Genomic DNA, 24,231 nt, shown 5'->3' with positions numbered 1-24,231 from the left:
TATCAAGAGGCATACGCACAGAAACCCAATAGTCCCCGCAAGACTCACTCGGTGATTTCATCTAGTTTCAAAGACCTACGACTTTTGATGAGAGTCTTTCACTCAATGAAAACTGGTAAGATCAAACAGGTTACTAAAGCTTTGCTTTCTGAGGATCGGTAAACCCACAACTTCTAGCTGAGCACAATTTACCAATTAACCACAATCACAACTAATCACGGTTGTATTAGGTGTCCTTCAGGAACCCTGAGACTGTCTCCAGGAAGTTGCCAACAGAGATTGGCTTGGAAATGTAGGCCTCACATCCGCCCTGGCGAATGCGCTCCTCATCCCCCTTCATGGCAAAAGCAGTCACCGCAATCACAGGAATGATCTTTAAGTCATCATCCTCTTTGATCCATTTGGTCACTTCAAGCCCTGAAACTTCAGGCAGCTGGATATCCATCAGGATCAGATCCGGCTTATGTGCACGAGCGAGCTCAAGCGCTTCCATGCCATTGCGAGACTGCAAGGTCGCGTATCCATGAGCTTCAAGCAGATCGTTAAACAGCTTCATGTTGAGTTCGTTGTCTTCAACAATCAGCACGGTCTTTTGCATCAGTTCAGTCCTGCACAGAATGCCGCCCCAAAAATGGTTTAGCCATAAATAAAGGTGTGATGCAGCCGCGTTGCGACTGGCATTGGGACAAGTCCCACACTAAATTTCCTGCTACATAGTTAATTCGGATTCGTTTCAGAAAGGCAAACACCAATGAATTTAGGCAAAACCGGCAGTTTGACCGAAGATACTGCACAGGAAATTGCAATTGGTGCCCTTACATTTCTTGGCAGCGAGCCCGAACAGCTCGGTCGCTTCCTGTCTTTAGCCGGGATTGGGCCTCAAGAGATTCGCGATGCGGCAGCCGAGCCAGGCTTCCTGGCAGGCGTCCTTGAATTCCTGATGCAGGACGAGCAACTACTGCTCGCCTACACAGAAAGTGCCGGTGTTCGCCCGACCATGATTGCCGCAGCTCATCTTAAACTTGCTGGAGGCTTAGATTTCCTTGCCCAACATTGAGACCGCAAACGCCAGCGCATTGCAGCAAATCAAAGAGATCGAAAAACGCGCCCATCCGCTCCTCATCTGCGACGTGGATGAAGTTCTGTTGCAATTCATCCCGCACCTTGAGCGTTTCATGAAAGATCATGGCGTCGCCTTCAAGGAAACCGCATACCGCCTCAAGGCAAACATGGTCTACACGCAGACTGGCGAGAACCTGACAGACGATGCTTGTATGGCAGTCATTCATGACTTCTTCGAAAGCGAGGTCGGCAAGCAGGAAGCTGTTCCACATGCTGCTGAACAGCTTGAGCGCCTGTCGAAGCTCTGTGACATCGTCATCCTGACCAACTTGCCCGGCAGCCACAACAAATCCGCCCGTGAGAACCTGCTCGCACGTCTTGGCATGGACTACCCGCTCGTCACCAACGAAGGCCCGAAAGGCGGAGCCGTTGCGGCTCTGTGCGCTAAACGGGGCCATCACCCGGTTATTTTCATTGACGACAGCCCAACCAACATTATCTCCGTCGGCAAAAGCACACCTCACGTACAGCTCGTACATTTCATTGCCGATTCACGCTTCTTCGCAACTGCCGGAGATCTGCCCAACGTTGCCCTGAAGAGCAATTGTTGGAAAGAAACAGGCGATTTTATTGAAAATCTGCTGGTCGCTGCGGTAAGGTAATCTCACAGCTGCAAGTGAACCTTTCACAAAACCAGAGAATCCAAGCGTGGAACAACTTTCAAGCACGACCCTTCAGTATTTTCTGGAGCGTTTTGGACATTTAAACGGGGCGATATTGCAAAACGCCCTGTTCACCTCCGGTGTATCCGGCGGCCCCGGCTCCATACTTCTGGAGTTTGCGGCACATGACTGTCAGCGCCCGGCAACATCGCCACAAGGGGCCATCAGCACGCTGAAGATCAGGGTCGAAGAGAGTCTTGAGTTCAAACTCCACGAACCGGGCGGCGGCGCTTACACCACGATCAAACACCCTATTGTCGGCACGTTTTTACAAGACAAGTTTTTCCTGAACTTTGATCCCGTCAACTCAAAAGACTGGACGATTGAGGAATGGGACAAAGACCAGATGCGCAATTCCGTGTTTTATGTGGGCGGCGCACGAATTTCCTGGGAGATTGAGGACTAGGTCATGCTACAGACCCTGCACCTGAACTCCAAAAATAATCTAAGGTCTGGCTTCCATGGCACCTGAGGCCACCACTCCCCTCAAAGCACTCTGCAGGGACTGTACACACAGGTTTCGGGCAGACCTGACGCGATGCCCCAAATGCGGCAGCCCGCGCATCCTTGCCCACGCAGAACTGGATACACTCGAAATCGCTCACATCGACTGCGATGCATTTTATGCCTCCGTCGAAAAGCGTGAGAACCCAGAGCTGGCAGATCGTCCTGTCATTGTCGGCGGTGGCCAGCGCGGCGTTGTCTCCGCAGCGTGTTACATCGCCCGCATTTACGGCGTGCGCTCTGCCATGCCCATGTTCAAGGCACTCGATGCCTGCCCGGACGCAGTCGTGATCAAACCGCGTATGGAACTGTACTCTCAGGTTGGCCGCCAAATTCGCGAAGAGATGGAAAAACTCACCCCGCTTGTCGAACCCTTGTCCATTGACGAAGCCTTCCTCGACCTCTCCGGCACGCAGAAACTTCATGGCGCGACACCAGCAGAACTACTCGTCCAGTTCGTGAACAAGATCCAGACAGAGCTCAGGCTCTCAGTCTCCGTCGGCCTCGCGCCCAACAAGTTCCTCGCCAAAATCGCCTCAGACCTGGACAAACCCCGCGGTTTTTCAGTCATTGGGGATGCAGAAAAGAAAGAGTTCCTTGCCAAACAGCCAACCAGCGTCATCTGGGGCGTTGGCAAGGTGTTTCAGGGCAAGCTGGAACGGGACGGCATCAAAACCATCGGCCAGTTGCAGCTCAAAGACCCGACAGACCTTGCGCGCAAATACGGCGCCATGGGCTTGCGCCTTGCAAAACTGTGTCAGGGGGAAGATGACCGGCACGTCTCCTCAAACAGAGGCGCAAAAAGCATCAGCGGCGAAACCACATTCAACACGGATGTCTCTGACGTCACTCAGCTTTCAAAAAGCCTTTGGGCACTGACTGAAAAAGTCTCCTACCGCACCAAGAAGGCAGAAAAATCTGGCAGGTCTGTCACGCTGAAACTCAAAACAGCCGACTTCAAAACCATCACCCGTTCGCGCATGCTGCATGATCCAACCCAACTGGCCGACAAGATCTTCCGCACAGCAGATGATCTGCTGCACAACGTGGCCGACGGTAAAATGCGGTTCCGCCTCATCGGCGTAGGGATTGGGGATCTAGGCCCGGCAGATCAGGCCGACCCGGAAGACTTACTGGACGAACAAGCAGAAAAACGCGCCAAAGCAGAACGGGCAATGGATGCCTTGCGCGGAAAATTCAAAGACAGCTCAGTCGTCTCTCTTGGCCGCTCCATAAAATCACCGAGCAAACGCTGAGCTACCGCAGCTGCTCTTTCTTGATCGCCCCAGCAAACGGTGCGCTCACTTCTTCTTCCAGCGCCACTGAGCTTCCACATGTACTGACATGCACAATAGGCTTCAGATCCAACTCAACCAAAGCACCTTCCAGCTCAAACACCCCATAATTCAGGTTCATGCTTCTTGTGACACCGTTTTCATGAAGCACCGTCCGTAACTGGTAGTCCGGCGTCCGCTCACCACGTGCACCATCACTTAAGTTGAAATAAGCGATAGAAACCGGCCAGGCATCTGCATGTCCCAGAGCGTTCGGCAGGGAAAGCTGATCAGAACGCTGCGCCAAAGGATCAGCCAGCTTGCGGCCAACAACAGTGGTGGCCTCAAACAACTGCTCGCCAGTAACACTGCCATCATACAGCTTGGAAACCATAAAGTGCTGCCCACCAGCGGCACCATCAATCACGCTGTGCAGATGCTGCAGCGGAAACATGATGGAACCATCAAAGCTCAGCGTCTTCTCATCTGGTCCGCTCAAATCCACATCTACTTTGGAGCTTTGATGCTCCGCTGTACCTTGTGCTTGCTCGGCTAAAAAATCATCAATGAAGGTTTTGTAGGCAAACGAAAGCTGAGAATTATCTGGTGCTTCAAAGTAGGTGCTACGCAGATCAGTGATAGTCTCCTGCCCCTCGTCATCAACACTCATCACCACAAAACGCAGGTCCACAGTAAATCCATCACAGGCAGAACCGGAAAGCTCATAGACCATGCGCCCGTTCACATCAGAAATGTCCGCACCATTTTGGGCGCTCGACAATCGCATGTCATAAACGGCTTTGTGAGGCTGAAGATCGGCAGCACTGCCTAACGAGGGAAACAGCAGAAAACTCATAGAGAGGGAAGAACCTGCAATCCCGCGAAGACCATGTCTCAAGCGTAGTTTCAGCATAAAACCTCCGATCATGTCGGAACAAAAGACACGTGGGCATGCCTCTCTTCCAGCCTCAAAGAGTGCATAAACGCCACCGCCAACGCAAACATTCCACCAAGGAAATCGGTGCTAGGGTAAATCTTTCAAATTAGATACACGTTTCCCACGTAGACAACGCCCCCTGCACTCTTGCAACCATAGTGATTCTAATGTGAGTCTGCGCCTCACCTTGCAGACCACGGCTTCGTGAAGAGATAAACTCTTGAGTTTTCGTGGATTTGCATCACTTATTGCAAAAGAACATTCCGACCGGAGGGAAAACGAATGTCTGATACAATTCAGCAAAACCTCGCAAAGCTTGGTGTCACACTGCCGGAAGCTGCTGCTCCTGCTGCCAATTACGTGCCTTTCGTAAAAACCGGAAACCAGCTTTTCATCTCCGGCCAGCTGCCAATGCAGGACGGTAAGATCACAAAAACCGGCAAGGTTGGCGCTGACCTGAGCATCGAAGATGGTGTGGAAGCAGCACGTCTTTGCGCAATCAATCTGCTGGCACAGGCAAAAGCTGCCACCGGTGACCTCTCCCAAATCGTCCGCCTCGTCAAGATCGTTGGCTTCGTCAACTCCAATGGCGACTTCGGCGACCAGCCAAAAGTCATCAATGGCGCATCTGACTTCATGGTTGCCGCAATGGGTGATGCTGGCCGTCACGCACGCTCTGCTGTCAGCGCTGGTTCACTCCCGTTCAACGCAGCAGTTGAGATCGAAGCAATTTTCGAAGTTGCTGACTAATTGTGTTCTGATCACACAAAACACCTCCCATTTATTGAAGAAGCAAGTTCGAATAATCCATGCAAGATCTCTCCTGGCTCACCGCCCGCCCGATCGCTCACCGCGGCTTCCATAACAAAGAAGCAGGCATTCTTGAAAACACCCCGTCTGCTGTCAAAGCCGCTATTGAGAACAACTTCGCCATTGAAGTCGACCTTCAGGAAACCAAAGACGGTCAGGTCATCGTATTTCACGACCCGAACCTTGAGCGCCTGACACACGGCGAAGGCAAAGTCATCGATTTCGATTTGGCTGACCTGCGCAAGCTCTCCATGCGCGGCTCCACTGATCCAATGTGGACCCTGCAAGAACTGCTCGACCTGGTCGATGGCAAGGTGCCGCTGGTTATTGAAATCAAAACCCTGAACCTTGCAGAAGGTCAGGATGAGTTCATTAAAACCATCGCCAAAATCCTCAGCGTTTATAAAGGTCCGGCAGCAATAAAATCCTTTGACCCGAAGATGCTTCGGACCATGAAGGATGTCGCACCGCAAATCCCGCGTGGCTGCATCTCCATGACCACGCTGAGCGAGAACGATCACCTGCACCTGACAGAACACGAGATCGAGAAAATCTCTTGGATGGTGCACATGGCAGGCACAGACCCGCACTTCGTCTCTTTCTTCGTAAAAGATCTGCCTGCAGATGGCCCAAGCTTCCTGCGTGAGTTCTATAGCCTGCCTGTCATGACATGGACCGTTAGAACCAAAGAAGATCGCCTTAATGCGGCCAAGCACGCTGACCAGATCGTCTTTGAAGGCTTCAATCCAGACGAAGATCCACTCTAGGACCTATTGATTTGCCAGTACCACCATCACCAATTCTGAAAGTCCTCTCATCACTCGATGAGATCCCCAGTACAGACTGGGATGTACTGGCAAATCCCGGCACACCGCCGATCCTCTATGATCAGCAGGATTGGATCGATTCACCTGAAATAATCCAATCCACACCAGACTTGAAAACTGAATCAAATTCTCAAGTTTCCGAATTTAACCCAATGCTTTCACACGCTTTTTTACAAGCACTGGAAGAAAGCGGATGCGTCGGATGGGATGCGGGCTGGATCCCGCAACACATCTGGTGGGAAGAAAATGGCAAGCCAATCGCTGCCATCCCAACCTATGCAAAAAGCCACAGTCAGGGCGAATACGTTTTCGACTATCCATGGGCTGAAGCATTTCAGCGTGCTGGCGGAAACTATTATCCCAAACTGCAATGCTCCATTCCCTTCACGCCAGTACCGGGACGCCGCCTGCTGATCTCACCGCAGGCCAACCGACCAGAAACGATCAAGATTCTCACCACAGGCCTGAAAGAGCTGGCAACACGCATCGAAGGCTCATCAGCTCATTTCACCTTCCTCACTGAGCAGGAGTGGAAGGAACTGGGCGACGAAGGCTTCCTGCTACGAACAGACCAGCAGTTCCATTGGGAGAACAACGGCTACAGCGACTTCACCGAGTTTCTGGAGGTCTTATCCTCCCGCAAGCGCAAAAGCATCCGTAAGGAACGTAAGACCGCGCTGGACCACGATATTGAAGTGGAATGGATTACCGGCTCGGATTTACAAGAAAGCCACTGGGACGCGTTCTATGAGTTTTACGTAGACACTGGCAATCGTAAATGGGGTTCGCCCTATCTCAACCGGGAATTCTTCTCGCTCCTCAGCGAAAGACTGGCTGACCACACCTTGCTCATCATGGCAAAGCGCAATGGCCGCTATATTGCTGGCGCCCTCAACATGATCGGCGGCAACACCCTGTATGGTCGCAACTGGGGCTGTATCGAGAACCACCCCTGCCTGCATTTCGAGATCTGCTATTATCAAGCCATTGAGTTTGCTTTGTCGCGCGGTCTGCAACGTGTTGAGGCTGGCGCGCAGGGAAGCCACAAACTCGCCCGTGGCTACATGCCCAACCTCACCTACTCCGCTCACTGGATTGCACACCCTTCGTTAAGGAATGCGGTCGCACACTATCTGGATCAGGAGCGCCAAGCCGTTCTGCATGAACAGAAAATCCTGTCGGAACACGGACCGTTTCGCCAGCAGGGCTCCTAGAACCTACATTAAGACACCACCTCAAGACTCTGAAGAGACTCACAAATCCCACCAAACTTGAATCAGTTTCTTAAGTCCATTCAGGTTCTCAACACCTAGCAGATCGCAACACATATTTCTTATTGGGAATTCCGTCGTGAATCGCGATATGTATGGGCCCAAACATTTTTGAGACCACTGAGGATCCTGTAATGACCAGCTCCGCATATGATGAACACAACATCTTCGCCAAAATTTTACGCGGCGAACTGCCTTCCGAGAAGGTCTTTGAGGACGAAAATACAATTGTAATCATGGACATCATGCCACGCGCGGATGGCCATGTGCTGGTTTTGCCGAAAAACGGTTCCCGCAACATCCTCGACATTGAAGAAGCAGACCTTGCAGCTGTCGCAAAGACAGCCCAGAAGATGGCCCGCATCCTCAAGCAAGCATTTGCTGCGGACGGCATCACCATCCACCAGTTCAACGAAGGCGCTGGCGGGCAAATGGTGTTTCATACCCACTTCCACGTCATCCCACGCACTGAAGGCGTTTCCCTGCGCCCGCACACAGGCGAGATGGAAGACGGTGAAAAGCTCAAAGCAAACGCAGAGAAAATTCGCGCAGCTGTTGCGGCTCATTCCTGATCATTTCAAATGAAACAACCTCGCGCATTCCCACCAGACTGCGCGAGGAAAAGTCGATTCACCTGAAACGACCGACCTTCCTGACCTGCAATTTTGAATCTAATTACAACGCACTAGCCTGCACGCTTGAATCAGATTTTCAAGGCAACCAGAACTTCGGTTCACCTGAAATGATCAGACAGCTTTGATAGACACTTTCTCATTCAGTGCTTTTTGCATGATCTTATCGAAGCGGGAATCCATGCAAACGCTCACGTCCGTCGTCACAAACTTCCCGCTCCAATACAGCGAGAAAATCGTGGCAGGTGTCGGCGCCCTCTGCGCCTTTTCCAGTGTATCCAGATGAACGATCTTGAGCGGCAACCCACGCTTCTGCGCAGTCTCTTTCAGGTTCTGCATCACATGATGATCCGTGAACGGACAGCGATTGGAGTAGTAAGCAACCAGCCCCTCCTCTTTAGGTCCAGCACCTTTTTGAGCGGCTTCAGAAAACGATGCGGAACCAGTCTGTCCATCAACACCAAGCCGCAACAGCTCAATACCATCCGGCGAGGTATCGCAGACCTCAAAGCCTTGCCGCTTGAACCATTTACCATCTGAGAGGAAGGGCATCTTCTTAGCGCCAGCAATTGTCACCAGACCCGTTGCGCCAGCCTCACGCGCTGCCTCTATGGCCTTGGCCAGCAACGCCTTGCCATGACCCTGCCCTTTGTATTTGCCGGAAACCCAAAAACAGTTCACCAGCAGGTGCCCAGGCGCAACTACAGGCGCCCAGCCAGCTTCCGCCGGACCAAATTCAATGAACACCTTTGCGCGCTCATCCAACCGGATAAATTGATAGCCTGAAGAGAATTGCGGACTCAACCAGTCCTTCTTCAACTGGTAGCCCTGCGCACATTTTTTGTCCGAGATTGCACAGCAAATATGCTCATCACAGAGTGTCTGCTCATTCAAGGCAATATAAGTCATCGTCAGCTCCCGAGTCGCTTACTTACGTTAGAGCGGGAAACAACGATCAGCAATGCGTGCGATCAAGCTTAGCAAGATCCGTTAAATCAAAAAGGCCCAGCCACCAATCAGCACAAACTCAGCTGAGATAATCCCGGCCATCAGCCGGTCGTTAAGAAGCTTGTATCCAACAACGCCACTAGCCACCGCAGCAAGACGCAGCCATACAGGCACATCGCCCAGCACACCTTCGGGAAACAAAACCAATCGCGCGATGATGCCAGCAATCAACGCCGTCGCAACAGCCCGCACCCATGCGAATAAAAGACTGTCCTCGCGCAGCTTGCCGGAGGCAAACACACCAATCCAGCGCCAGCACTCTGTCGCCAGAAAGCCTGCAACAAGGATCATCACATAAGGCCACCACCAGCTGCCATAAACTTCACTCACAGCTCAGCCCTCCGTGTTGCAAACAACCAGCCCACAAAGGCAACTGTGCCACCTACAAATCCGGTCAGCAGCAAATCAGCTCCCGGAAAGAAGTGATAGAAGACAGGCCCGAGAATGAGACCCAGAATGAGCGCGGCCTTATCACCACTCGTACGAGAAGCCTGATACATGGAAAACATGAAGTAGATCGGAGTCAGCAAAACCAGACCAGCCGCAATCGGCCCTTCTACCGCTGGAAGCACCATGTAAGACAACGCGGTCGAACACAGCACCACAAAATGCACTGTGGACCCAAATCCGGCAAAGAAGGGCAAACGCGCCGCCCTTGGCATACTTGGCAGGTTGCGCATGGCAAACACCCACGCCGTCACAGCCACAAAGTGGGACACAACCAGCATATGCCACGTCTTGGTGCGCTTCTCATCCCGCAGAACGGGCATCAGCGCCACCGTCATCGGCATCAAACGCACAGCGGAAAGAGCCACTGCAATCGCAGCGGGGATCAACCCCGCCCCGGCACTCATAGCGCCCGTCAAAACAACAATGCTTGGCAACGCCCACATGAACAGGCTCATCAAGAGCACTTCAGTGAGCGTAAGCCCAACTTCGCGGGCCAGCGAGGTAAACCCCACAAAGGCCATCATCAAAATAAGTGTCGGGAGGCAAAACGCGCCTTTAGCTCCTTGGCGGAACCAATAGGCACCTCCCTCAAATTCCGAAGGATCCTCTCCTTCGTCGATATCCATGTCTGAACTGGTCATTTAAGAACTCGGAGGCTCACGAGAAAGAAGAGCCTTTGGGGAAGAAGAAACGCAATCTATTGAAGCTGCATAAAGAATCCTACACAAGACTACGTAGCCCCACCATACAAAAAAGCCGGAGCAGATGCTCCGGCTTTTTCTCAACTATCAATGCTTTAATCCGCAATCGGAATACCGGGAACATCACCACGTTTGGTGGCATCAGCGCCCCGACCCGTTTTTGGAACAACGGACTTGCCCTTGCCTTTGGCAACCGGCTTTTTTTTGGCAGCCTTCGCCTTAGGTGTCGGACGTTCCTCAACGCTTTCAAGAAGCAGACCTTCAAGATCCTCAGAAACGGAGACCTTCACAGTCCCGCCCTTCTGAAGCTTGCCGAACAGAACCTCATCAGCCAGCGGCTTCTTGATGTGCTCCTGAATGACACGGCCCAGCGGACGCGCGCCCATCAGACGGTCGTAGCCCTTCTCAGAAAGCCAGGCCACAGCTTCAGGTGTCAGTTCAAAGGTCACGTTACGCTCAGCAAGCTGAGCTTCCAGCTGCATAACGAACTTCTCAACCACACGATGAATAACGTCACTATCCAGATTTGCGAACGGAATGATCGCATCAAGACGGTTCCGGAACTCCGGAGTGAACATCTTGTTGATCGCATCCATATCATCGCCATCACGGTCAATGCGATTGAAGCCCATAGGAGCTTTCGCCAGATCAGCCGCACCAGCGTTGGTGGTCATGATCAGGATCACATTGCGGAAATCGACAGACTTACCATTGTGGTCCGTCAGCTTACCATGATCCATAACCTGCAACAAAATGTTGAACAGATCAGGATGAGCCTTCTCGATTTCATCCAGAAGCAGCACACAATGCGGATGCTGATCAACAGCGTCCGTCAGCAAGCCACCCTGATCAAAGCCCACGTAACCTGGAGGTGCACCAATCAGGCGGGAAACCGTATGGCGTTCCATGTACTCGGACATATCAAATCGGGTCAGTTCAACACCCAGTGTCGATGCCAGTTGGCGCGCAACTTCCGTCTTACCAACACCAGTCGGACCAGAGAACAGATAAGAGCCAATTGGCTTATCCGGTTCACGCAGACCGGCACGGGCCAGTTTGATGGAAGCAGACAACGCTTCAATCGCCGGATCCTGCCCATAAACAACGCGCTTCAGACTGTCCTTAAGGTTGGACAGAACCGCAGCATCATCCTTGGAAACAGACTTAGGCGGTATCCGCGCCATGGTCGCGATGGTTGCTTCAATTTCCTTCAGGCCGATTGTCTTGCGACGTTTGCCCTCTGGCAACAACATTTGCGATGCACCAGACTCATCAATCACATCAATCGCTTTATCCGGAAGCTTCCGGTCAGCAAGGTAGCGAGAGGACAACTCAACTGCTGCCTTGATCGCATCATTGGTGTACTTGATGTTATGGAAGTCCTCAAAATAAGGCTTCAGCCCTTTCAGGATTTCGATCGCATCTGGAATGGTTGGCTCGTTCACATCCACTTTCTGGAAGCGACGCACCAGCGCACGGTCCTTTTCAAAGAACTGGCGATACTCTTTATATGTGGTGGAACCGATACAACGGATCGTACCGGATGCCAGCGCAGGCTTCAGCAGATTAGATGCATCCATCGCACCACCTGACGTCGCACCCGCACCAATCACGGTGTGGATCTCGTCAATAAACATGATCGCACCCGGATAATCTTCGATTTCCTTGACGACCTGCTTCAGACGTTCCTCAAAATCACCGCGATATCGAGTACCTGCAAGCAGAGACCCCATATCCAGCGCAAAAATCGTCGCGTTTTTCAGTACCTCAGGCACATCACCAACAATGATGCGGCGCGCAAGCCCTTCAGCGATTGCTGTTTTACCAACGCCCGGATCACCCACATAAAGTGGATTGTTCTTGGCACGGCGACACAGGATCTGAATAGTGCGCGAAATTTCCTTCTCACGCCCGATAAGCGGATCAATTTTACCGGAAAACGCTTTGTCATTGAGATTCTGACAATAAGCCTCAAGAGCTTCTGTTTTCCGCTTTGTTTGGTCAGAAGAACCACCAGATGGAGGTTGCGGCATGCTCACATTAGGATCAGCGCCACTATCGGATTCTTCTTCAGCACCACGTACCCGACGTGGTTCAGACAAGCCAGCCCGTTTTGCAATACCATGGGAGATATAATTGACAGCGTCGTACCGTGTCATTTCCTGCTCTTGCAGGAAGTAAGCAGCATGGCTTTCACGCTCAGCAAAAATGGCGACAAGAACGTTGGCACCAGTCACTTCTTCACGCCCGGATGATTGAACATGAATGACAGCACGTTGAATGACACGCTGGAAACCGGCGGTTGGTTTTGAATCATCATCCCCGTCAACAACGAGGTTCTCTAGTTCAGTATCAATATATTCGACAATGCTTTTTCGCAGTTGATCGAGGTCCACATTGCATGCACGCATCACCGCAGCAGCATCCTGATCATCAATCAATGAAAGCAGCAGATGCTCCAGGGTCGCATATTCCTGATGGCGTTCATTAGCAAACGCCAAAGCTTGATGGAGAGCTTTCTCCAGACTGCGAGAAAATGACGGCACAGGCGCCCCCTATTACTTTTTCTCCATTACACATTGCAATGGATGTTGGTGTTTTCGGGCGAAATCCATAACTTGTGTGACCTTTGTCTCGGCCACTTCATAGGTGAAGACTCCACACTCCCCTACGCCATGATGATGGACATGGAGCATAATCTGCGTCGCATCTTCACGATCCTTATGAAAGAACCGCTCCACAACGTGGATCACGAACTCCATCGGCGTAAAATCATCATTGAGCAACAACACGCGATACAAACTGGGCCTTTTTGTTTTTGGCTTAGGTTTGGTAACGGTTATCGTCCCGCCATCATCGTCATTATCCAGGTCGAAATCGCTGCTCATTTGTTCTCTTTGTCCCTCCATGTATAACGCAGAGGACTTTATAGTATTTAAACGTACCCCCTGCGAATTCAAGGGATATGCATTTTCATAGGGCACACCAACAACTCCAGAAAAATCAAACAGCGTTTCATTTTCTGTTTCATTATACACTGTAAGCATAAGATTATCTCCCCTGAGAACACTCATTGCCTGTCGCTGGTCTCTCATTCACACTCTCGCTACAGCATCTGCGCTGTCTTTTCGCTCTGGTTTACAGGCTTGCTGGCGCCAACGCCCCGCACCCGGCGGCATCAGCAGCCTCCCGAATGTACCTGCCAGATCAACCAATTGCAGACATTCAGGACACGCGAAGCCTTCTCTTTCATTGTTAGTACTGATTATTCCCCAAGCAAACTGGAAAATGCAAACCAATAAGAAGAGAAAACACTCAGACTATCCGAAGGGTTAAACCCTGCTCCCAACGTAAGATGAGCATATTCGGGCCATTCTGCGGACCCAAACACGCCCGCCAGAATTCAGGATACTGAATCACAATGTTTTGAGAGGGCCTTGAAGAAGAGAGATAGGTTGTCTGAAAATGGAAACAACCAGGGCAATCTATTTAAAACACGCAAAACCAAAAAGCCCGAAGCGCTAACGCACCTCGGGCTTTCAATCTCAGTTATGCCAGTAGATTACTTGGCAGCTTTAGACAGCATACCCTCATAGGGCTTGTAAGCGTCCTTAGCGATCTCAGCATACATTTCGCCGATTTTAGTTGCCTGACCGACCATGCTTTCGTAGCTCACTTTGGCGAAATCTGCCTGAGCTTCCATAGCCTTATCAAGAGACTTGGCGCCAACAACTTTCTCCATTGCTGCGCTGCTCTCTTCCATTGACTTCTTAGAGTAGTCCGCAACCTCAGCAGAGATCGCCTGCATGCCCTTGGAAAACGCGCCGAAGCTTTGCATAGCTACGTCCATGTTATCTTTTCCAAGCTTCTGCATATTCTCAAATCCTGTGACCATGAAAATTACCTCATCAATTGGGCGGCGCCGGTATTTCGATGATTAGGTTTTTGTCTCTTGGGGAGCAAACGCCACATTTCTAAACTTACGCAGCGATATTATGCGCTGCACAAATTTTGTCAACTTTTATTTTGCGCTGCAATATCATGAAAAGACAGGGGCGTAGCCACAAACAAAAAACGGATAAAAACAATATTTTTGCAATCTGCCTTATCGTATTTACAGAATTGTAACCGTAATCGCATCATTCTGGGTATGACGCGAACGGGGGGAGTCACCTGCGCCGCATTTTTAGCGGCTGAGGCTTTCTGAACACACCTCCGCTAGCAATGAGAGAATTTATTTAGTACAGAGCGCGTAAACCGCCATTATTGCTCACGGGGCGAAAAGAACATGGGTCTGCGTAATTTTGGGCCATTTGGGCGCCTAAAAAAGGCATTGGGACAAGCTGTCGGCATTCTTGCCGTATCCTTAGCAATCGCTACAGCTCCGACTGTTGCCCAGGCAAATTCCAAATATGCTGGTATTGTCGTTGATGCGAAAACCGGGAAGGTTTTGTACGCCAACAACGCCAATGCACGACGCTACCCTGCGTCCACCACAAAGATCATGACACTTTATGTGCTCTTTGAGGAACTGGAAGCTGGCCGCGCGACACTAAACACCAAAATGAAGGTCTCCCGCTACGCAGCAGGTCGCCCACCGACAAAGCTTGGCTTGAAGGTTGGCAGCTCTTTGCGCGTTAAGGACGCCATCTATGCACTCGTCACCAAGTCCGCAAACGATGCGTCGACTGTGATTGCAGAGCATATCTCCGGTTCCGAAAAAGCCTTTGCGCGCCGCATGACCCAGACTGCCCGTGCAATTGGCATGCGCAACACCACATTCAGAAACCCGCATGGCCTGCCAAATTCCAAGCAGGTGACCACCGCAGCAGACCTCGCTCTGCTGGGCCGTGCGATTCAGGATCGGTTCCCGAACTATTATAAGTACTTCAACACCCGCTCTTACACATATGCTGGCCGCCGTATGGGCAACCACAACAAGTTGCTCGGTCGTGTCCGTGGTGTTGATGGAATCAAAACCGGTTACACCAACGCCTCCGGCTTCAACCTTGTGACCAACGTTAAACGTGACAATCGCCAGATTGTTGCTGTGGTTCTGGGTGGCCGTACAGGCAAAAGCCGTGATGCACAAATGGTCAAGCTGATCAGCCAGTACCTGCCAAAAGCATCCCGTGGTCGTCGCACCACGCCGATGCTCTACGCAGGAACGGCAAAACGCTATCAGTTCCCAAAAGTTGCTCCGGCTATTCCAGTTGCCAAAGCAGGCACACCAGCTGCAAAACAGCCGGCACTACTCGCTTATGCCAACGCAACCGGCACAAAACCGAATTCAAAACCATCTGATCCAATCGCAAAAATGCTGGAACATCAGGCCACAGCCCCTGCTCCGGCACCGCGTAAGGACCTTGTTGCCAACTCACTGGCTGCCCCTGCTGTTTCTGCCTCGGCAAAACTGCAGCAGCCAGCGAAAACAGCTGCACCATCTTCCGCTCCAATTCAGCAGAAGATTGCAAGCCTGAAGCCAGAGGACATCGACACCTCCGGCTGGCACATTCAGATTTCTGCGACCGATAGCCAGGATAAAGCAATCAAGATCCTGGAAAATGCGCGCGCTGCGACAGGGGCCACCCTGCGTAACAAACGCATTTACACAGAGCCGGTCAAATCTAAGAAACAAACCCTGTATCGCGCGCGGTTCATCGGGTTTGAAACCAAAACAGCAGCCTGGGATGCTTGTGCCAAACTCAAGAAGGCCAAGTACTCCTGCTATGCCGTCTATCAGTAACTCGTATCAGTCACGGTGAGTCTAATGTCTGTTGAGAAGCCGATCCTTCGCCTCGTTGAGTTTGGAAGCCAGGAAAGCAGAACCCCCACTATCGGGGTGCAATCGTTTAATCAGTCTGCGGTGAGCAGCACGGATGTCTTCCACGGAGGCTCCCGGCGCAAGTCCAAGAACCTCGTAGGCCTCCTTCTCAGTCAGAGCGCTCGAGCTCGACGTGTCTCTCTGCCCCGCTGTGGAATCCGCGTGGAAGTCTACACGCCAGTTGGAGAGCCTGCTATCGAGGTAAGCTTCGAGTAAGGCAACGCTGTCGCCGTCCGGCTGCACGTCGCGCCAAAGCTGTTTGAGCTCTGCAACCTGCAAAGAACTCAGCGCGCGGCCAGCAAAGGAACCGGCAAGCACTTTGCCCTCCAGCTTCTTGCTATCATGATCCAGCTCCATATGGAGAAATCTGGAGGAGATATTGGAAGTCTGACCGGCACTCTTGGAGGCACCACCCAGTCCTCCGAAAGGGAATCCACCAGGAAACTTGAAACTCTGCGCAGACCCCCAACCCAAAAGGGACAGCGCAAACGCCGCAAGTGGCAGCGCAATAACGTATCTGCCCGTGACGGCAAGAAAAGCGCAGAATGCCAGCAGCAGTCCGCCAATCAGCATTTTCAAAACTTCTTTAAGTTTTGCCGGATTTGACTGCGTCAGCCACTTTGCGAAGAAATAGAGGATGGCAAGCACCAATCCTCCCATGACCAAATAGCCCATTTAGTACCTGACATGTATTAGGCGCATTCCCCAAAAGTGGCTCCGGTTTCCGGATCAGAATACGCACAAAATTAGAGAGCTCGAGCGTGATGCGTGAATGTAAATAAACGCGGCGTGCTCTAGCTAAGGTGTTCTATCAAGAATTGAGCACCTTTATGCCCCGATTGCTCAAGGCGCTCAAGGGCCTGTCTGCCACCTGCAGAAAATGTTGCAATCGCAGCCAGCAATCCGCGCAAGCTCGCAGCAGATCCCTCATCAAAATTCAGATAGACCCCGTTGCTCAAACGAGCGATCTCGCGATACGCCCGCTCTGCCAGGATGTCCTTGCCTTCCTGAAACACAAAAACCGGCACGCCCAACAATCCGAGTTCCCCTGCTTTATCGCAGACCAGATCAGGATTTTCCTCCATACAGTCACCAATATAGACAACCGCCTGCACCCGCTTTTTCCGCGTCTCAGCCAAGGCGTGATCCAGCACCTTACGAATCTGTGTACGCCCGGCCTGCACGCGAATCTTGCGCATCATTCCGCCCAGCTCTTTGGAATTGCTGACCCAGCGCGAGGATTTACACTCGCCATACCCGCGAAAGAACACCAGCTGCACATCAAGCGACCCAACCCGGCCCGCTTCGATGAACATCTCTTCCTGTAGATGACAAGCCTGATCCCACGTGGGTTGCCGACTCATTGTGGCATCCAGCGCAAAGATCAAACGGCCCCGCTCATCCCCGGCAGGCGCTGCAACCGCGTCTTTGGCAGCCTCCAGAAAGTTGGAAAGATCACTCTTGCTGTCTATAGGACTGTTTAAAGATCCGGATCTTTTGGAGAGCTTGTCTGACATGGGCGTACCTGTGTTCACGTCACTAAAGATTACGAAGGCATTTTATTCCAACAACTTAACAATTATTGGGACAGATTGGTTATTTCGCTCGCTAAAGACCAATACCCACTATTGGTGCAATGAGAATAATCACAAAATCTGCTAAAATCAGTTATATCAGTTTCTGCTTGCAATTGGGTTCAACAGTTTCTGGGCAAACCCATTACCAACAACAGATAAAAACGCTGCAAAGCAAAGAAATTAAGGGATGAGGTCCCACATGGAGACGCCTATGAGAAATCTCCCAGACGTATACCGTGGTGTAGACGACCTGCGGGCTGCACTATTACCTCTGAGACGAGAAGGCAAAACAATCGCTCTGGTTCCAACCATGGGGGCACTGCACGCAGGCCACCTGTCTCTGGTCGAAAAGGCCCGGGAACATGCGGACATCGTGATTGTTTCAATCTTTGTGAATCCAAAGCAGTTCGCGCCGGGCGAAGATTTCGAGAGCTACCCAAGAACGGAAGAGACCGACCTGCAAAAGCTGGCGGGCTACGACGTGTTTGGCGTCTTTGCTCCAAATGCACGGGAAATGTACCCGAACGGCTTTGCCACATCTATTCAGATCGAAGGCCCGGCCCTTGGTCTGGAAACAGATCACAGACCACACTTTTTCAACGGCGTAGCCACAGTGGTGGCAAAACTGTTGCTGGCCGTTCTGCCAGATGTCGCTGTGTTCGGCGAAAAAGATTACCAGCAGCTACGCGTCATCAAGCAACTGGCCAGAGACCTGCACCTACCAACCAAAGTCATCGGCGCTCCAACCGTGCGCGAAGAGGATGGCCTCGCCATGTCTTCCCGCAATGAGTATCTGGATGATAAGGAACGCACGACAGCCAGAACAATTTCTGAAACACTGCAGACTGCGCGCAATGCACTCCATAACGGTGAAAACTGGATTGAAGTACGCAAGAAAGCGCTTGTTGTCCTCAAGCTCTCAGGATTTGCGACAGATTACTTTGAGCTGCGCCACGGCAAGCATCTGGGCACACCCATCGATGCCAAAGGCGCACGCATTCTCGTCGCTGCCAAAGTCGGCGATACCCGCCTGATCGACAATATCGAAGTATAAAACGACTCTCCGGGCAGATGAACGCATTTGCCCGGAACCCTACCGCGTCTCAGGATTTCACACTGCTCGGCATATGCCCTCTAAAAATACCCGACATAGCTCAGATAAGTACCAACTACGGTAAAAGCAGTGCCCGTAGCAAGCACGCCCCTCTTCCCCATTTGCTGTGACTTTGTCATGTAATCCGGAATGACAATAAGGCTTGCCCCCTTCAACACAGCAGCTGCCCCAACCAGTGTTACGAGAGCGCCGGCCATGCTGGACACTTTGAAATGGTTGGCAAGCACAACCATACCAACCACAAAATGCACAGCACCAGACAGATTGAGCAAGATCGGATTCGCATCTGATTGGGCAGCAATCATCCGCTGGTAAAAACTGCTGGAAATAAAGAATCCAAGGCCTGTCACGAAAAGATACGGCCCGGCAATCGATGCGATAAGCTCGGTCACAGCATGGTTCTCCCGAACAGACAGCCACATGCCACGTTTATCTCATCCAGCTTACACAGATGCAATCCGCAAAAGAGAGACCGCTTAAATCAGGCAAAGCTCCTGCAACTCGCGGCGCATACCCTCTGGCATTTCGGCAAGTTGATCCCCATCCAGCATTGGCCCGCTCACATCCGGCGGTGCATCTGACACTTTCAGATACCGCCAGCCCTGAAAGGCACGGCGCGGCTGCAGTTGTGTCTGGTGGAGGAAAGGCTCCATCACAAGGTCACAGCGCTTCTTGCCGGAATCATCCTTGTGCACGCGGATATCAATCAGTTTCTGGCGAACCTGAACATTGCCTTTGATCACCCAGTACAGCGAACCACCATCCAGCAGCTCGTCAATGCGAGTCGGCACCATACGAGTGGTATGGATCTGCTCGTCACTCAAACCGTGTGACAGCGCCAGAATCTGTCGCTGTTCAATGTAATTCCGCAGCTGGTCAACGCTTTCCACGCCAACACAGAGTTTCACCAGATGTAACGTCATAGCGCTCAAATAGCAGGAAGCTTTGGCTTTTGCCAGTCATAGCAGCCTCCATAGCTAACGCATTGCACAAACATATCGGTGATCGCACAACTGCGCTCTCCATTTTTCAATTTGACTCGGTAGAATGATCACTCTACCAATTAATCATGACTGATCTTGAACACTCCATCTGCACAGGCCTGGAAGGCGTATTCGCAGCACGCGGCTTCACCGCCCCCGGCGTTGCAGAGCTCAAGCGCGGCGCCAATGTAAGCCTGCGCACGCTCTACAAGTACTTCCCCTCCAAAGAACATATGATCATCGGCGCGCTGGAAGTTCGCAATCAGCGTTACCTGTCCTTCCTGAATGAGGCAGCAACCCAGTCCTCTGATGATCCTCTGGAGGGCATTCTCCACACCATCGAACATTGGATGGCAAACAACGCACCGCACGGCTGCATGGATCAGGCGGCCCTTGCGGCCTATCCCGACAGCGCACTCGTCAGAGAATGCGTCACACGCCACAAGCAGCAAACCAAAGACCAGCTGGCAGCCCTTCTCAGCCTTGAGAACAATGCCGGAGAGCTCTTCATGATCCACGAAGGCGTTGTCTCAACCTATCCCCTGCACGGATCCACGGTCTTCACTTGGGCCAAGTCCGCAATTCAATCACTCACTCAGAAAGCAACATGATGAGCAACCTCCCCACCACAATGACTGCAGTAACACTCACCGGGCACGGTGGACCGGACATGTTGGAGCTGCACACCGACCTGCCCTTGCCTGCCATCGGCCCTGAGGATGTGCTGATTGAAGTTCTGGCGGCAGGCGTCAACAATACAGACATCAACACACGAAAAGCATGGTACTCGCGCCACGACAATCAGGCAGAGGATGCCACATGGTCCGGCCAGCCGCTCCAGTTCCCCCGCATTCAGGGCATAGACGTGTGCGGACGGGTCGTCACGGCAGGCGCTAAGGTCGATCAGGCCCTTCTGGGCAAGCGCGTGCTGGTAGAGCCATGCCTGCAATATGCCAATGGCAAAAAACTGACGTCACCGTGGTTCATGGGCTCAGAATGCGATGGCGGCTTTGCTGAATTTGTTTCAATCGATCACCGCCACGTCTACCCGATCCAAAGCCAACTGAGCGATCTGGAGCTGGCATCCTTCCCCTGCTCCTACTCAACCGCGGAGAACATGCTGACCCGCGCCAACCTGAAAGCCGGAGAGACCGTTCTGGTGACAGGAGCCTCAGGAGGTGTTGGCTCAGCAGCCCTCCAGCTGGCACGCGCACGCGGCGCAAACGTCATCGCCATCTCCTCCGCCTCAAAGGCTCAGATGCTTCAGGAGCTCGGAGCAAGCCGTGTGCTGGATCGCAGTGATGATCTGGTTGAGAGCCTCGGCCCCAACAGCATTGATGTGGTGGTTGACCTGGTCGCCGGTCCGCAATGGCCAGACCTCCTCACCATCCTCAAGCCTGGGGGACGCTATGCAGTCGCCGGAGCGATGGCTGGCCCTATCGTGGAACTGGATGTGCGTACACTCTACTTGAAAGACCTGAGCTTCTTCGGCTGCACTGTGTTGGAACCCGAAGTCTTCGGGAATCTTGTTGCTCACATTGAATCAGGCAGCATACAGCCTCTGGTCGCGCAAACCTTCCCGCTTGCTGAAATTGGCAAAGCGCAAGAGGTTTTTGAGCAAAAGAAGCATCTGGGAAAGATTGTGCTGGCAGTTGCAGACAATTGCTCTGGCGAGAAAACCGCACGCAATCTGCCCTAGCGTCCATTGCGTGACAAAAAGCACATTATCGATTTTGAAGATACGCTAGAACCAGCTCAAAGAAAAAGGGATGCAGACGTCACATCTGCATCCCTACCAAAATCCGCGTTTAAGCAGTTATCTTGGGATTAACTGCTGGCACCTGCAAATACATAAAGCAGCGCCATAACGCCGCCGAGGGTTGCGACAGTCCACACAGTGAACCCCCAGCAGGACTTCTGAATTTCGTGATCCATAAAACACCGTTTAATGGTTGATACACGTGCGCCGAGGAGACCCCGTCAGCACAGGGCGCACGGAATATCCCTTCCGTGATCAAAGCGCAACAGCAAAACGGCAAAATTTGGCTTGGCAGACTGCCGCACCTCACTACGTACAAATCACTACTCATTCATCAGTCAGATATACCTACCCCATAAAAACTCATAGCTCCAAAGAGTTAGGGTTCTTTAGAATTGATAAAATTATCGATAACCATAAAAAAATTCACTGAAAATATTTATGCAAAAATTCGTTCAAAACTCGACTTAATTGAGAATTGGCTACCCTATAGGACAACTCAAACTCCATTTTTTGACCATCCTGAGTCTGTTTTCTCGCAATTTTGCCGGGCTCACACAGCCGCATATCATGCGCGCCCTCTAGCCCCTCTCCGCAAATCATGCCAAACATAAGACTGCCCGTTTGCATCAAGACGGGCTCATGTCCGGACTCAGGCTTAAAAACAGAAAGACCAATGCTTCAGATCCCGTTTTCCAACTTCATTGCCATCCTCGTCTTCGTCTCCTCATGGGGCTTGTACAGCTGGTTGGCCTATCGAAGCCCCTGGTCCAAAAACACGCTCTCTCACGCCATGGACACGCACCGTTACCGCTGGATGCGCGCGATGCTCAAAAGAGAAGTCCGCATTGCTGACACCAACATCGCGTCCGGCCTGCAGCAAGGCACCGCATTTTTCGCCTCAGCCTCCCTTCTGGCCATCGGCGGCACGGTCACCCTGCTCAGCGCTATGGATGAGGTCACCGCCCTCGCCCGCACGCTCAATCTGCCATTTTTGGATGACCCAATACAAAATGAAGCCAAGACCTTCGGTTTGATGATCATTCTAGCGTACGCGTTTTTTAAATTCGGCTGGGCTTACCGCTTGTTCAACTACACAACCATCGTCATGGGCTCTATCCCGGATGATTGCCATGAAGACAATGAAGAGGCTGTTGAAGCATCCCTGCGCGCAGCACGGCTGGCAACCCTTGCAGGCCGCCATTTCAGCAGCGGCCAGCAAGCGCTCTTCTTCGCGGTAGGTTATCTGGGATGGTATGCAGGGCCGTTCGTGTTCATCGGAACGACCCTGATGGTGACATTGGTGCTGCTGCGCCGTCAGTTCTTCTCAAAAGCGAGAAAAGCCGTATTGCCGGGTCCAAACACACAAGACCTTGTTAATTCCGGCGCTTGATAAACCTTCACCGGTGTGGGGAAGCCCTTGAGTGGGTATGTCCCCACATAAGTATCCTCACAACAGCTGAGAACTTCTGCAACTGACTGCGAAATCAGCATTTCCTGATTGAGGCGTTTTGAAAGGTCAGCAATCCGTGCGGCCTCATTCACCACAGGTCCAACAACCGTAAAGTCCAGTCGCCGCTGCCCACCAACATTGCCAAAGAACACGCGACCTGAATGCACGCCCATACCAACATGGATGGCAGGCAAATCAGGAAACCCGCGCGCATTCGCAATCGTCAGGTCCGCCATGCTTTCGCGCAGTGCCGACATGGCTTCAAACGCCGCTATTCTGGCGCTTTGATCATCCGTATAGGGAAACACCGCCAGAACTTCATCACCGATAAACTTCAGGATCTCGCCGCCATGCTGCTCAACCCGCGACGTAACAATGCCGAAATACTCGTTAAGCAGCTGCAACAAGGCTTTGTCTGGCAAGTAATTTGAAAATCCGGTGAAGTTGCGAATATCGCAAAACGCCACGATCGCGTTGATATGCTCTCCATCTCCCCGACGGATCTCACCATTCATCACCCGCCGTCCGGCACGTGTTCCAAGATAGGTATTGAGAATGTTCTCAGAGGCCTGCCGGGAATTAAACAGCTCACAAATCAGCGCGAGGGGAGCAGTGATCTGCTCAAACACACTGATATACTCATCCTTGAAACCATCAGCCGCCCGCGAAGCAAAAGCCAGCCCATGGACCTCACCGTCCGAGAACACCATGGGGAGGGCAACGTAATCCGTGTACCCTTGCTCTTTAAGCTCCTGAATAACCTTGAGCCGGTCATACTCATCATGATGCCCAAACTTATGTCGGATCATATGCCCGGCTTCAGTGGACCGTTTCCATAGGCTTTGATTGTAGGACTCACTCATCTCAGGTGTGTGCTGGAAATATCGCACACGCGGACCAACGCCCCGCTCCCAGATAAGCCCCTCACCATGATAGTTCGGATCCAGAATAGCGATACCCGTAGAGATCCGGTCCACCTCCACACCAATATTCTGCAAGTGTTCGCCCAATGCCGCGAAGATACGACAGGGACGCCCCAACATTTTTGCGTCCTTGGACAGCCATTCCATTAAATCGCAGAGGGAAAAAGACTCACTACTAGACATTTACACCCCAGAGACGAGCGGAGAAGAAGACCACGTAAAATCACCACACTCGCAAGCAAACACGGCAAAAGTTCCAATATTTCTTATCATTTACTTTTCAACTCAGACATTTACAGGAATCCCTTCAAGAAACTCTCGCCTTTTTTGCTAGACTTTCTCCACAATTCAACACACGCACAACGTGTAAATGCTTCAAATTTTAGAAATTTGTAGCCAA

Annotated in this window: 26 protein-coding genes; 13 read left to right on the top strand and 13 right to left on the bottom strand. The window is 51.9% G+C overall.

From position 1 onward, the window contains the following. Positions 1-226: 226 nt before the first annotated feature. Entirely contained in the window at positions 227-598 is a 372-nt protein-coding gene (locus tag PsW64_RS15320) for a response regulator (protein WP_057463368.1), read from the bottom strand. A 153-nt stretch (positions 599-751) separates the two neighbouring features. On the opposite strand from PsW64_RS15320, the gene PsW64_RS15315 reads away from it, so the two are divergent. Genes PsW64_RS15315 through PsW64_RS15300 form a run of 4 tightly spaced genes read left to right on the top strand, consistent with a single transcriptional unit; the run spans position 752 to position 3,544 of the window. Beyond that, positions 752-1,057 carry a DUF3572 domain-containing protein gene (locus PsW64_RS15315; RefSeq protein ID WP_063291718.1) on the top strand — a complete coding sequence of 102 codons (306 nt, stop codon included), beginning with the start codon at positions 752-754 and terminating at the stop codon, positions 1,055-1,057. Next, a complete protein-coding gene (locus PsW64_RS15310) occupies positions 1,044-1,724 on the top strand; it encodes a hypothetical protein (protein ID WP_063289435.1) in 681 nt (226 codons plus the stop codon). Before PsW64_RS15315 ends, PsW64_RS15310 begins: the two co-directional genes overlap by 14 nt. 46 nt (positions 1,725-1,770) lie before the next feature. Next, a complete protein-coding gene (locus PsW64_RS15305) occupies positions 1,771-2,190 on the top strand; it encodes a hypothetical protein (RefSeq protein ID WP_063304127.1) in 420 nt (139 codons plus the stop codon). 55 nt (positions 2,191-2,245) lie between these two features. Continuing rightward, positions 2,246-3,544: a DNA polymerase IV gene (locus PsW64_RS15300; RefSeq protein ID WP_063291720.1), complete on the top strand. Its 1,299-nt coding sequence runs from the start codon at positions 2,246-2,248 to the stop codon at positions 3,542-3,544. A 1-nt stretch (position 3,545) separates the two neighbouring features. Here PsW64_RS15300 and PsW64_RS15295 read toward each other — a convergent pair whose 3' ends face one another. After that, positions 3,546-4,475, bottom strand: coding sequence for an EipB family protein (locus tag PsW64_RS15295; protein ID WP_159096806.1), 930 nt, complete (start codon positions 4,473-4,475; stop codon positions 3,546-3,548). A 306-nt stretch (positions 4,476-4,781) separates the two neighbouring features. On the opposite strand from PsW64_RS15295, the gene PsW64_RS15290 reads away from it, so the two are divergent. From PsW64_RS15290 to PsW64_RS15275, 4 genes are all read left to right on the top strand, one after another. After that, a complete protein-coding gene (locus PsW64_RS15290) occupies positions 4,782-5,249 on the top strand; it encodes a RidA family protein (protein WP_063304126.1) in 468 nt (155 codons plus the stop codon). Between the two features lie 59 nt (positions 5,250-5,308). Continuing rightward, entirely contained in the window at positions 5,309-6,076 is a 768-nt protein-coding gene (locus PsW64_RS15285; protein ID WP_063304125.1) for a glycerophosphodiester phosphodiesterase family protein, read from the top strand. Positions 6,077-6,087: 11 nt separating this feature from the next. After that, positions 6,088-7,350, top strand: coding sequence for a GNAT family N-acetyltransferase (locus PsW64_RS15280; RefSeq protein ID WP_446737469.1), 1,263 nt, complete (start codon positions 6,088-6,090; stop codon positions 7,348-7,350). A 191-nt stretch (positions 7,351-7,541) separates the two neighbouring features. Beyond that, complete coding sequence (locus PsW64_RS15275) at positions 7,542-7,979, top strand: HIT family protein (protein ID WP_063304157.1); 438 nt, start codon at positions 7,542-7,544, stop codon at positions 7,977-7,979. Between the two features lie 174 nt (positions 7,980-8,153). Here the strand turns inward: PsW64_RS15275 and PsW64_RS15270 are convergent, their stop codons facing one another. From PsW64_RS15270 to PsW64_RS15240, 6 genes are all read right to left on the bottom strand, one after another. Then, positions 8,154-8,948, bottom strand: a complete 795-nt coding sequence (locus PsW64_RS15270) for a GNAT family N-acetyltransferase (protein ID WP_063304124.1) — start codon at positions 8,946-8,948, stop codon at positions 8,154-8,156. An 81-nt stretch (positions 8,949-9,029) separates the two neighbouring features. Then, positions 9,030-9,377, bottom strand: coding sequence for an AzlD domain-containing protein (locus PsW64_RS15265; protein ID WP_063300649.1), 348 nt, complete (start codon positions 9,375-9,377; stop codon positions 9,030-9,032). Further along, positions 9,374-10,138 (bottom strand): AzlC family ABC transporter permease, encoded by a 765-nt coding sequence (locus PsW64_RS15260; protein ID WP_063304123.1) that lies wholly within the window; start codon positions 10,136-10,138, stop codon positions 9,374-9,376. The genes PsW64_RS15265 and PsW64_RS15260 overlap by 4 nt, the downstream gene beginning before the upstream one ends. A 155-nt stretch (positions 10,139-10,293) precedes the next feature. After that, positions 10,294-12,744 (bottom strand): ATP-dependent Clp protease ATP-binding subunit ClpA, encoded by a 2,451-nt coding sequence (gene clpA / locus PsW64_RS15255; protein WP_063289444.1) that lies wholly within the window; start codon positions 12,742-12,744, stop codon positions 10,294-10,296. A 12-nt stretch (positions 12,745-12,756) separates the two neighbouring features. Beyond that, entirely contained in the window at positions 12,757-13,086 is a 330-nt protein-coding gene (clpS, locus tag PsW64_RS15250; protein ID WP_057463448.1) for an ATP-dependent Clp protease adapter ClpS, read from the bottom strand. A gap of 674 nt (positions 13,087-13,760) precedes the next feature. Continuing rightward, positions 13,761-14,093, bottom strand: a complete 333-nt coding sequence (locus tag PsW64_RS15240) for a phasin family protein (RefSeq protein ID WP_057463379.1) — start codon at positions 14,091-14,093, stop codon at positions 13,761-13,763. 393 nt (positions 14,094-14,486) lie between these two features. Here PsW64_RS15240 and PsW64_RS15235 point away from each other — a divergent pair, with 393 nt between their 5' ends. Continuing rightward, complete coding sequence (locus PsW64_RS15235; RefSeq protein WP_063304121.1) at positions 14,487-15,944, top strand: D-alanyl-D-alanine carboxypeptidase; 1,458 nt, start codon at positions 14,487-14,489, stop codon at positions 15,942-15,944. 21 nt (positions 15,945-15,965) lie between these two features. Here PsW64_RS15235 and PsW64_RS15230 read toward each other — a convergent pair whose 3' ends face one another. Together PsW64_RS15230 and PsW64_RS15225 are read right to left on the bottom strand one after the other, a co-directional pair. Further along, entirely contained in the window at positions 15,966-16,697 is a 732-nt protein-coding gene (locus PsW64_RS15230) for a J domain-containing protein (protein ID WP_057463381.1), read from the bottom strand. A gap of 119 nt (positions 16,698-16,816) precedes the next feature. After that, entirely contained in the window at positions 16,817-17,539 is a 723-nt protein-coding gene (locus tag PsW64_RS15225; RefSeq protein WP_063304120.1) for a hypothetical protein, read from the bottom strand. A gap of 271 nt (positions 17,540-17,810) precedes the next feature. Here PsW64_RS15225 and panC point away from each other — a divergent pair, with 271 nt between their 5' ends. After that, entirely contained in the window at positions 17,811-18,653 is an 843-nt protein-coding gene (gene panC, locus PsW64_RS15220; RefSeq protein WP_063291747.1) for a pantoate--beta-alanine ligase, read from the top strand. An 80-nt stretch (positions 18,654-18,733) separates the two neighbouring features. Here panC and PsW64_RS15215 read toward each other — a convergent pair whose 3' ends face one another. Next, on the bottom strand, positions 18,734-19,105 hold the full coding sequence (locus PsW64_RS15215) for a hypothetical protein (protein WP_153041350.1): 372 nt from the start codon (positions 19,103-19,105) through the stop codon (positions 18,734-18,736). An 84-nt stretch (positions 19,106-19,189) separates the two neighbouring features. Beyond that, positions 19,190-19,636, bottom strand: coding sequence for a DUF1489 family protein (locus PsW64_RS15210; RefSeq protein ID WP_057463384.1), 447 nt, complete (start codon positions 19,634-19,636; stop codon positions 19,190-19,192). Between the two features lie 146 nt (positions 19,637-19,782). Between PsW64_RS15210 and PsW64_RS15205 the strand changes: the two genes are divergently transcribed. The 3 genes from PsW64_RS15205 to PsW64_RS15190 all read left to right on the top strand — a co-directional run bounded on the left by PsW64_RS15205 (position 19,783) and on the right by PsW64_RS15190 (position 22,848). Further along, on the top strand, positions 19,783-20,307 hold the full coding sequence (locus PsW64_RS15205) for a TetR/AcrR family transcriptional regulator (RefSeq protein ID WP_063304119.1): 525 nt from the start codon (positions 19,783-19,785) through the stop codon (positions 20,305-20,307). Next, on the top strand, positions 20,307-21,395 hold the full coding sequence (locus PsW64_RS15200; RefSeq protein ID WP_063304156.1) for an alcohol dehydrogenase family protein: 1,089 nt from the start codon (positions 20,307-20,309) through the stop codon (positions 21,393-21,395). Before PsW64_RS15205 ends, PsW64_RS15200 begins: the two co-directional genes overlap by 1 nt. 736 nt (positions 21,396-22,131) lie before the next feature. Beyond that, the gene (locus PsW64_RS15190) at positions 22,132-22,848 is read left to right on the top strand and encodes a DUF599 domain-containing protein (protein WP_063304118.1); all 717 of its coding nucleotides are present in this window, start codon (positions 22,132-22,134) and stop codon (positions 22,846-22,848) included. On the opposite strand, the gene PsW64_RS15185 is transcribed toward PsW64_RS15190, so the two are convergent. Continuing rightward, positions 22,773-23,951, bottom strand: a complete 1,179-nt coding sequence (locus PsW64_RS15185; RefSeq protein WP_063289451.1) for an adenylate/guanylate cyclase domain-containing protein — start codon at positions 23,949-23,951, stop codon at positions 22,773-22,775. The two genes, PsW64_RS15190 and PsW64_RS15185, sit on opposite strands and share 76 nt — an antisense overlap. Positions 23,952-24,231: the final 280 nt, after the last annotated feature.

It is taken from the genome of Pseudovibrio sp. W64 (genome assembly GCF_001623145.1).
Lineage (GTDB): Bacteria > Pseudomonadota > Alphaproteobacteria > Rhizobiales > Stappiaceae > Pseudovibrio.
Note: the sequence above shows the minus strand (reverse complement) of the source record. Positions and strands in the feature narration are given on the sequence as shown.

Coding starts and splice junctions, on each gene's coding strand:
- PsW64_RS15320 (WP_057463368.1), bottom strand. CDS start 598: ATGCAAAAGACCGTGCTGATTGTTGAAGACAACGAACTCAACATGAAG.
- PsW64_RS15315 (WP_063291718.1), top strand. CDS start 752: ATGAATTTAGGCAAAACCGGCAGTTTGACCGAAGATACTGCACAGGAA.
- PsW64_RS15300 (WP_063291720.1), top strand. CDS start 2,246: ATGGCACCTGAGGCCACCACTCCCCTCAAAGCACTCTGCAGGGACTGT.
- PsW64_RS15295 (WP_159096806.1), bottom strand. CDS start 4,475: ATGCTGAAACTACGCTTGAGACATGGTCTTCGCGGGATTGCAGGTTCT.
- PsW64_RS15290 (WP_063304126.1), top strand. CDS start 4,782: ATGTCTGATACAATTCAGCAAAACCTCGCAAAGCTTGGTGTCACACTG.
- PsW64_RS15285 (WP_063304125.1), top strand. CDS start 5,309: ATGCAAGATCTCTCCTGGCTCACCGCCCGCCCGATCGCTCACCGCGGC.
- PsW64_RS15275 (WP_063304157.1), top strand. CDS start 7,542: ATGACCAGCTCCGCATATGATGAACACAACATCTTCGCCAAAATTTTA.
- PsW64_RS15270 (WP_063304124.1), bottom strand. CDS start 8,948: ATGACTTATATTGCCTTGAATGAGCAGACACTCTGTGATGAGCATATT.
- PsW64_RS15260 (WP_063304123.1), bottom strand. CDS start 10,138: ATGACCAGTTCAGACATGGATATCGACGAAGGAGAGGATCCTTCGGAA.
- clpS (WP_057463448.1), bottom strand. CDS start 13,086: ATGAGCAGCGATTTCGACCTGGATAATGACGATGATGGCGGGACGATA.
- PsW64_RS15240 (WP_057463379.1), bottom strand. CDS start 14,093: ATGGTCACAGGATTTGAGAATATGCAGAAGCTTGGAAAAGATAACATG.
- PsW64_RS15235 (WP_063304121.1), top strand. CDS start 14,487: ATGGGTCTGCGTAATTTTGGGCCATTTGGGCGCCTAAAAAAGGCATTG.
- PsW64_RS15230 (WP_057463381.1), bottom strand. CDS start 16,697: ATGGGCTATTTGGTCATGGGAGGATTGGTGCTTGCCATCCTCTATTTC.
- PsW64_RS15225 (WP_063304120.1), bottom strand. CDS start 17,539: ATGTCAGACAAGCTCTCCAAAAGATCCGGATCTTTAAACAGTCCTATA.
- panC (WP_063291747.1), top strand. CDS start 17,811: ATGAGAAATCTCCCAGACGTATACCGTGGTGTAGACGACCTGCGGGCT.
- PsW64_RS15210 (WP_057463384.1), bottom strand. CDS start 19,636: ATGACGTTACATCTGGTGAAACTCTGTGTTGGCGTGGAAAGCGTTGAC.
- PsW64_RS15205 (WP_063304119.1), top strand. CDS start 19,783: ATGACTGATCTTGAACACTCCATCTGCACAGGCCTGGAAGGCGTATTC.
- PsW64_RS15200 (WP_063304156.1), top strand. CDS start 20,307: ATGAGCAACCTCCCCACCACAATGACTGCAGTAACACTCACCGGGCAC.
- PsW64_RS15190 (WP_063304118.1), top strand. CDS start 22,132: ATGCTTCAGATCCCGTTTTCCAACTTCATTGCCATCCTCGTCTTCGTC.
- PsW64_RS15185 (WP_063289451.1), bottom strand. CDS start 23,951: ATGTTGGGGCGTCCCTGTCGTATCTTCGCGGCATTGGGCGAACACTTG.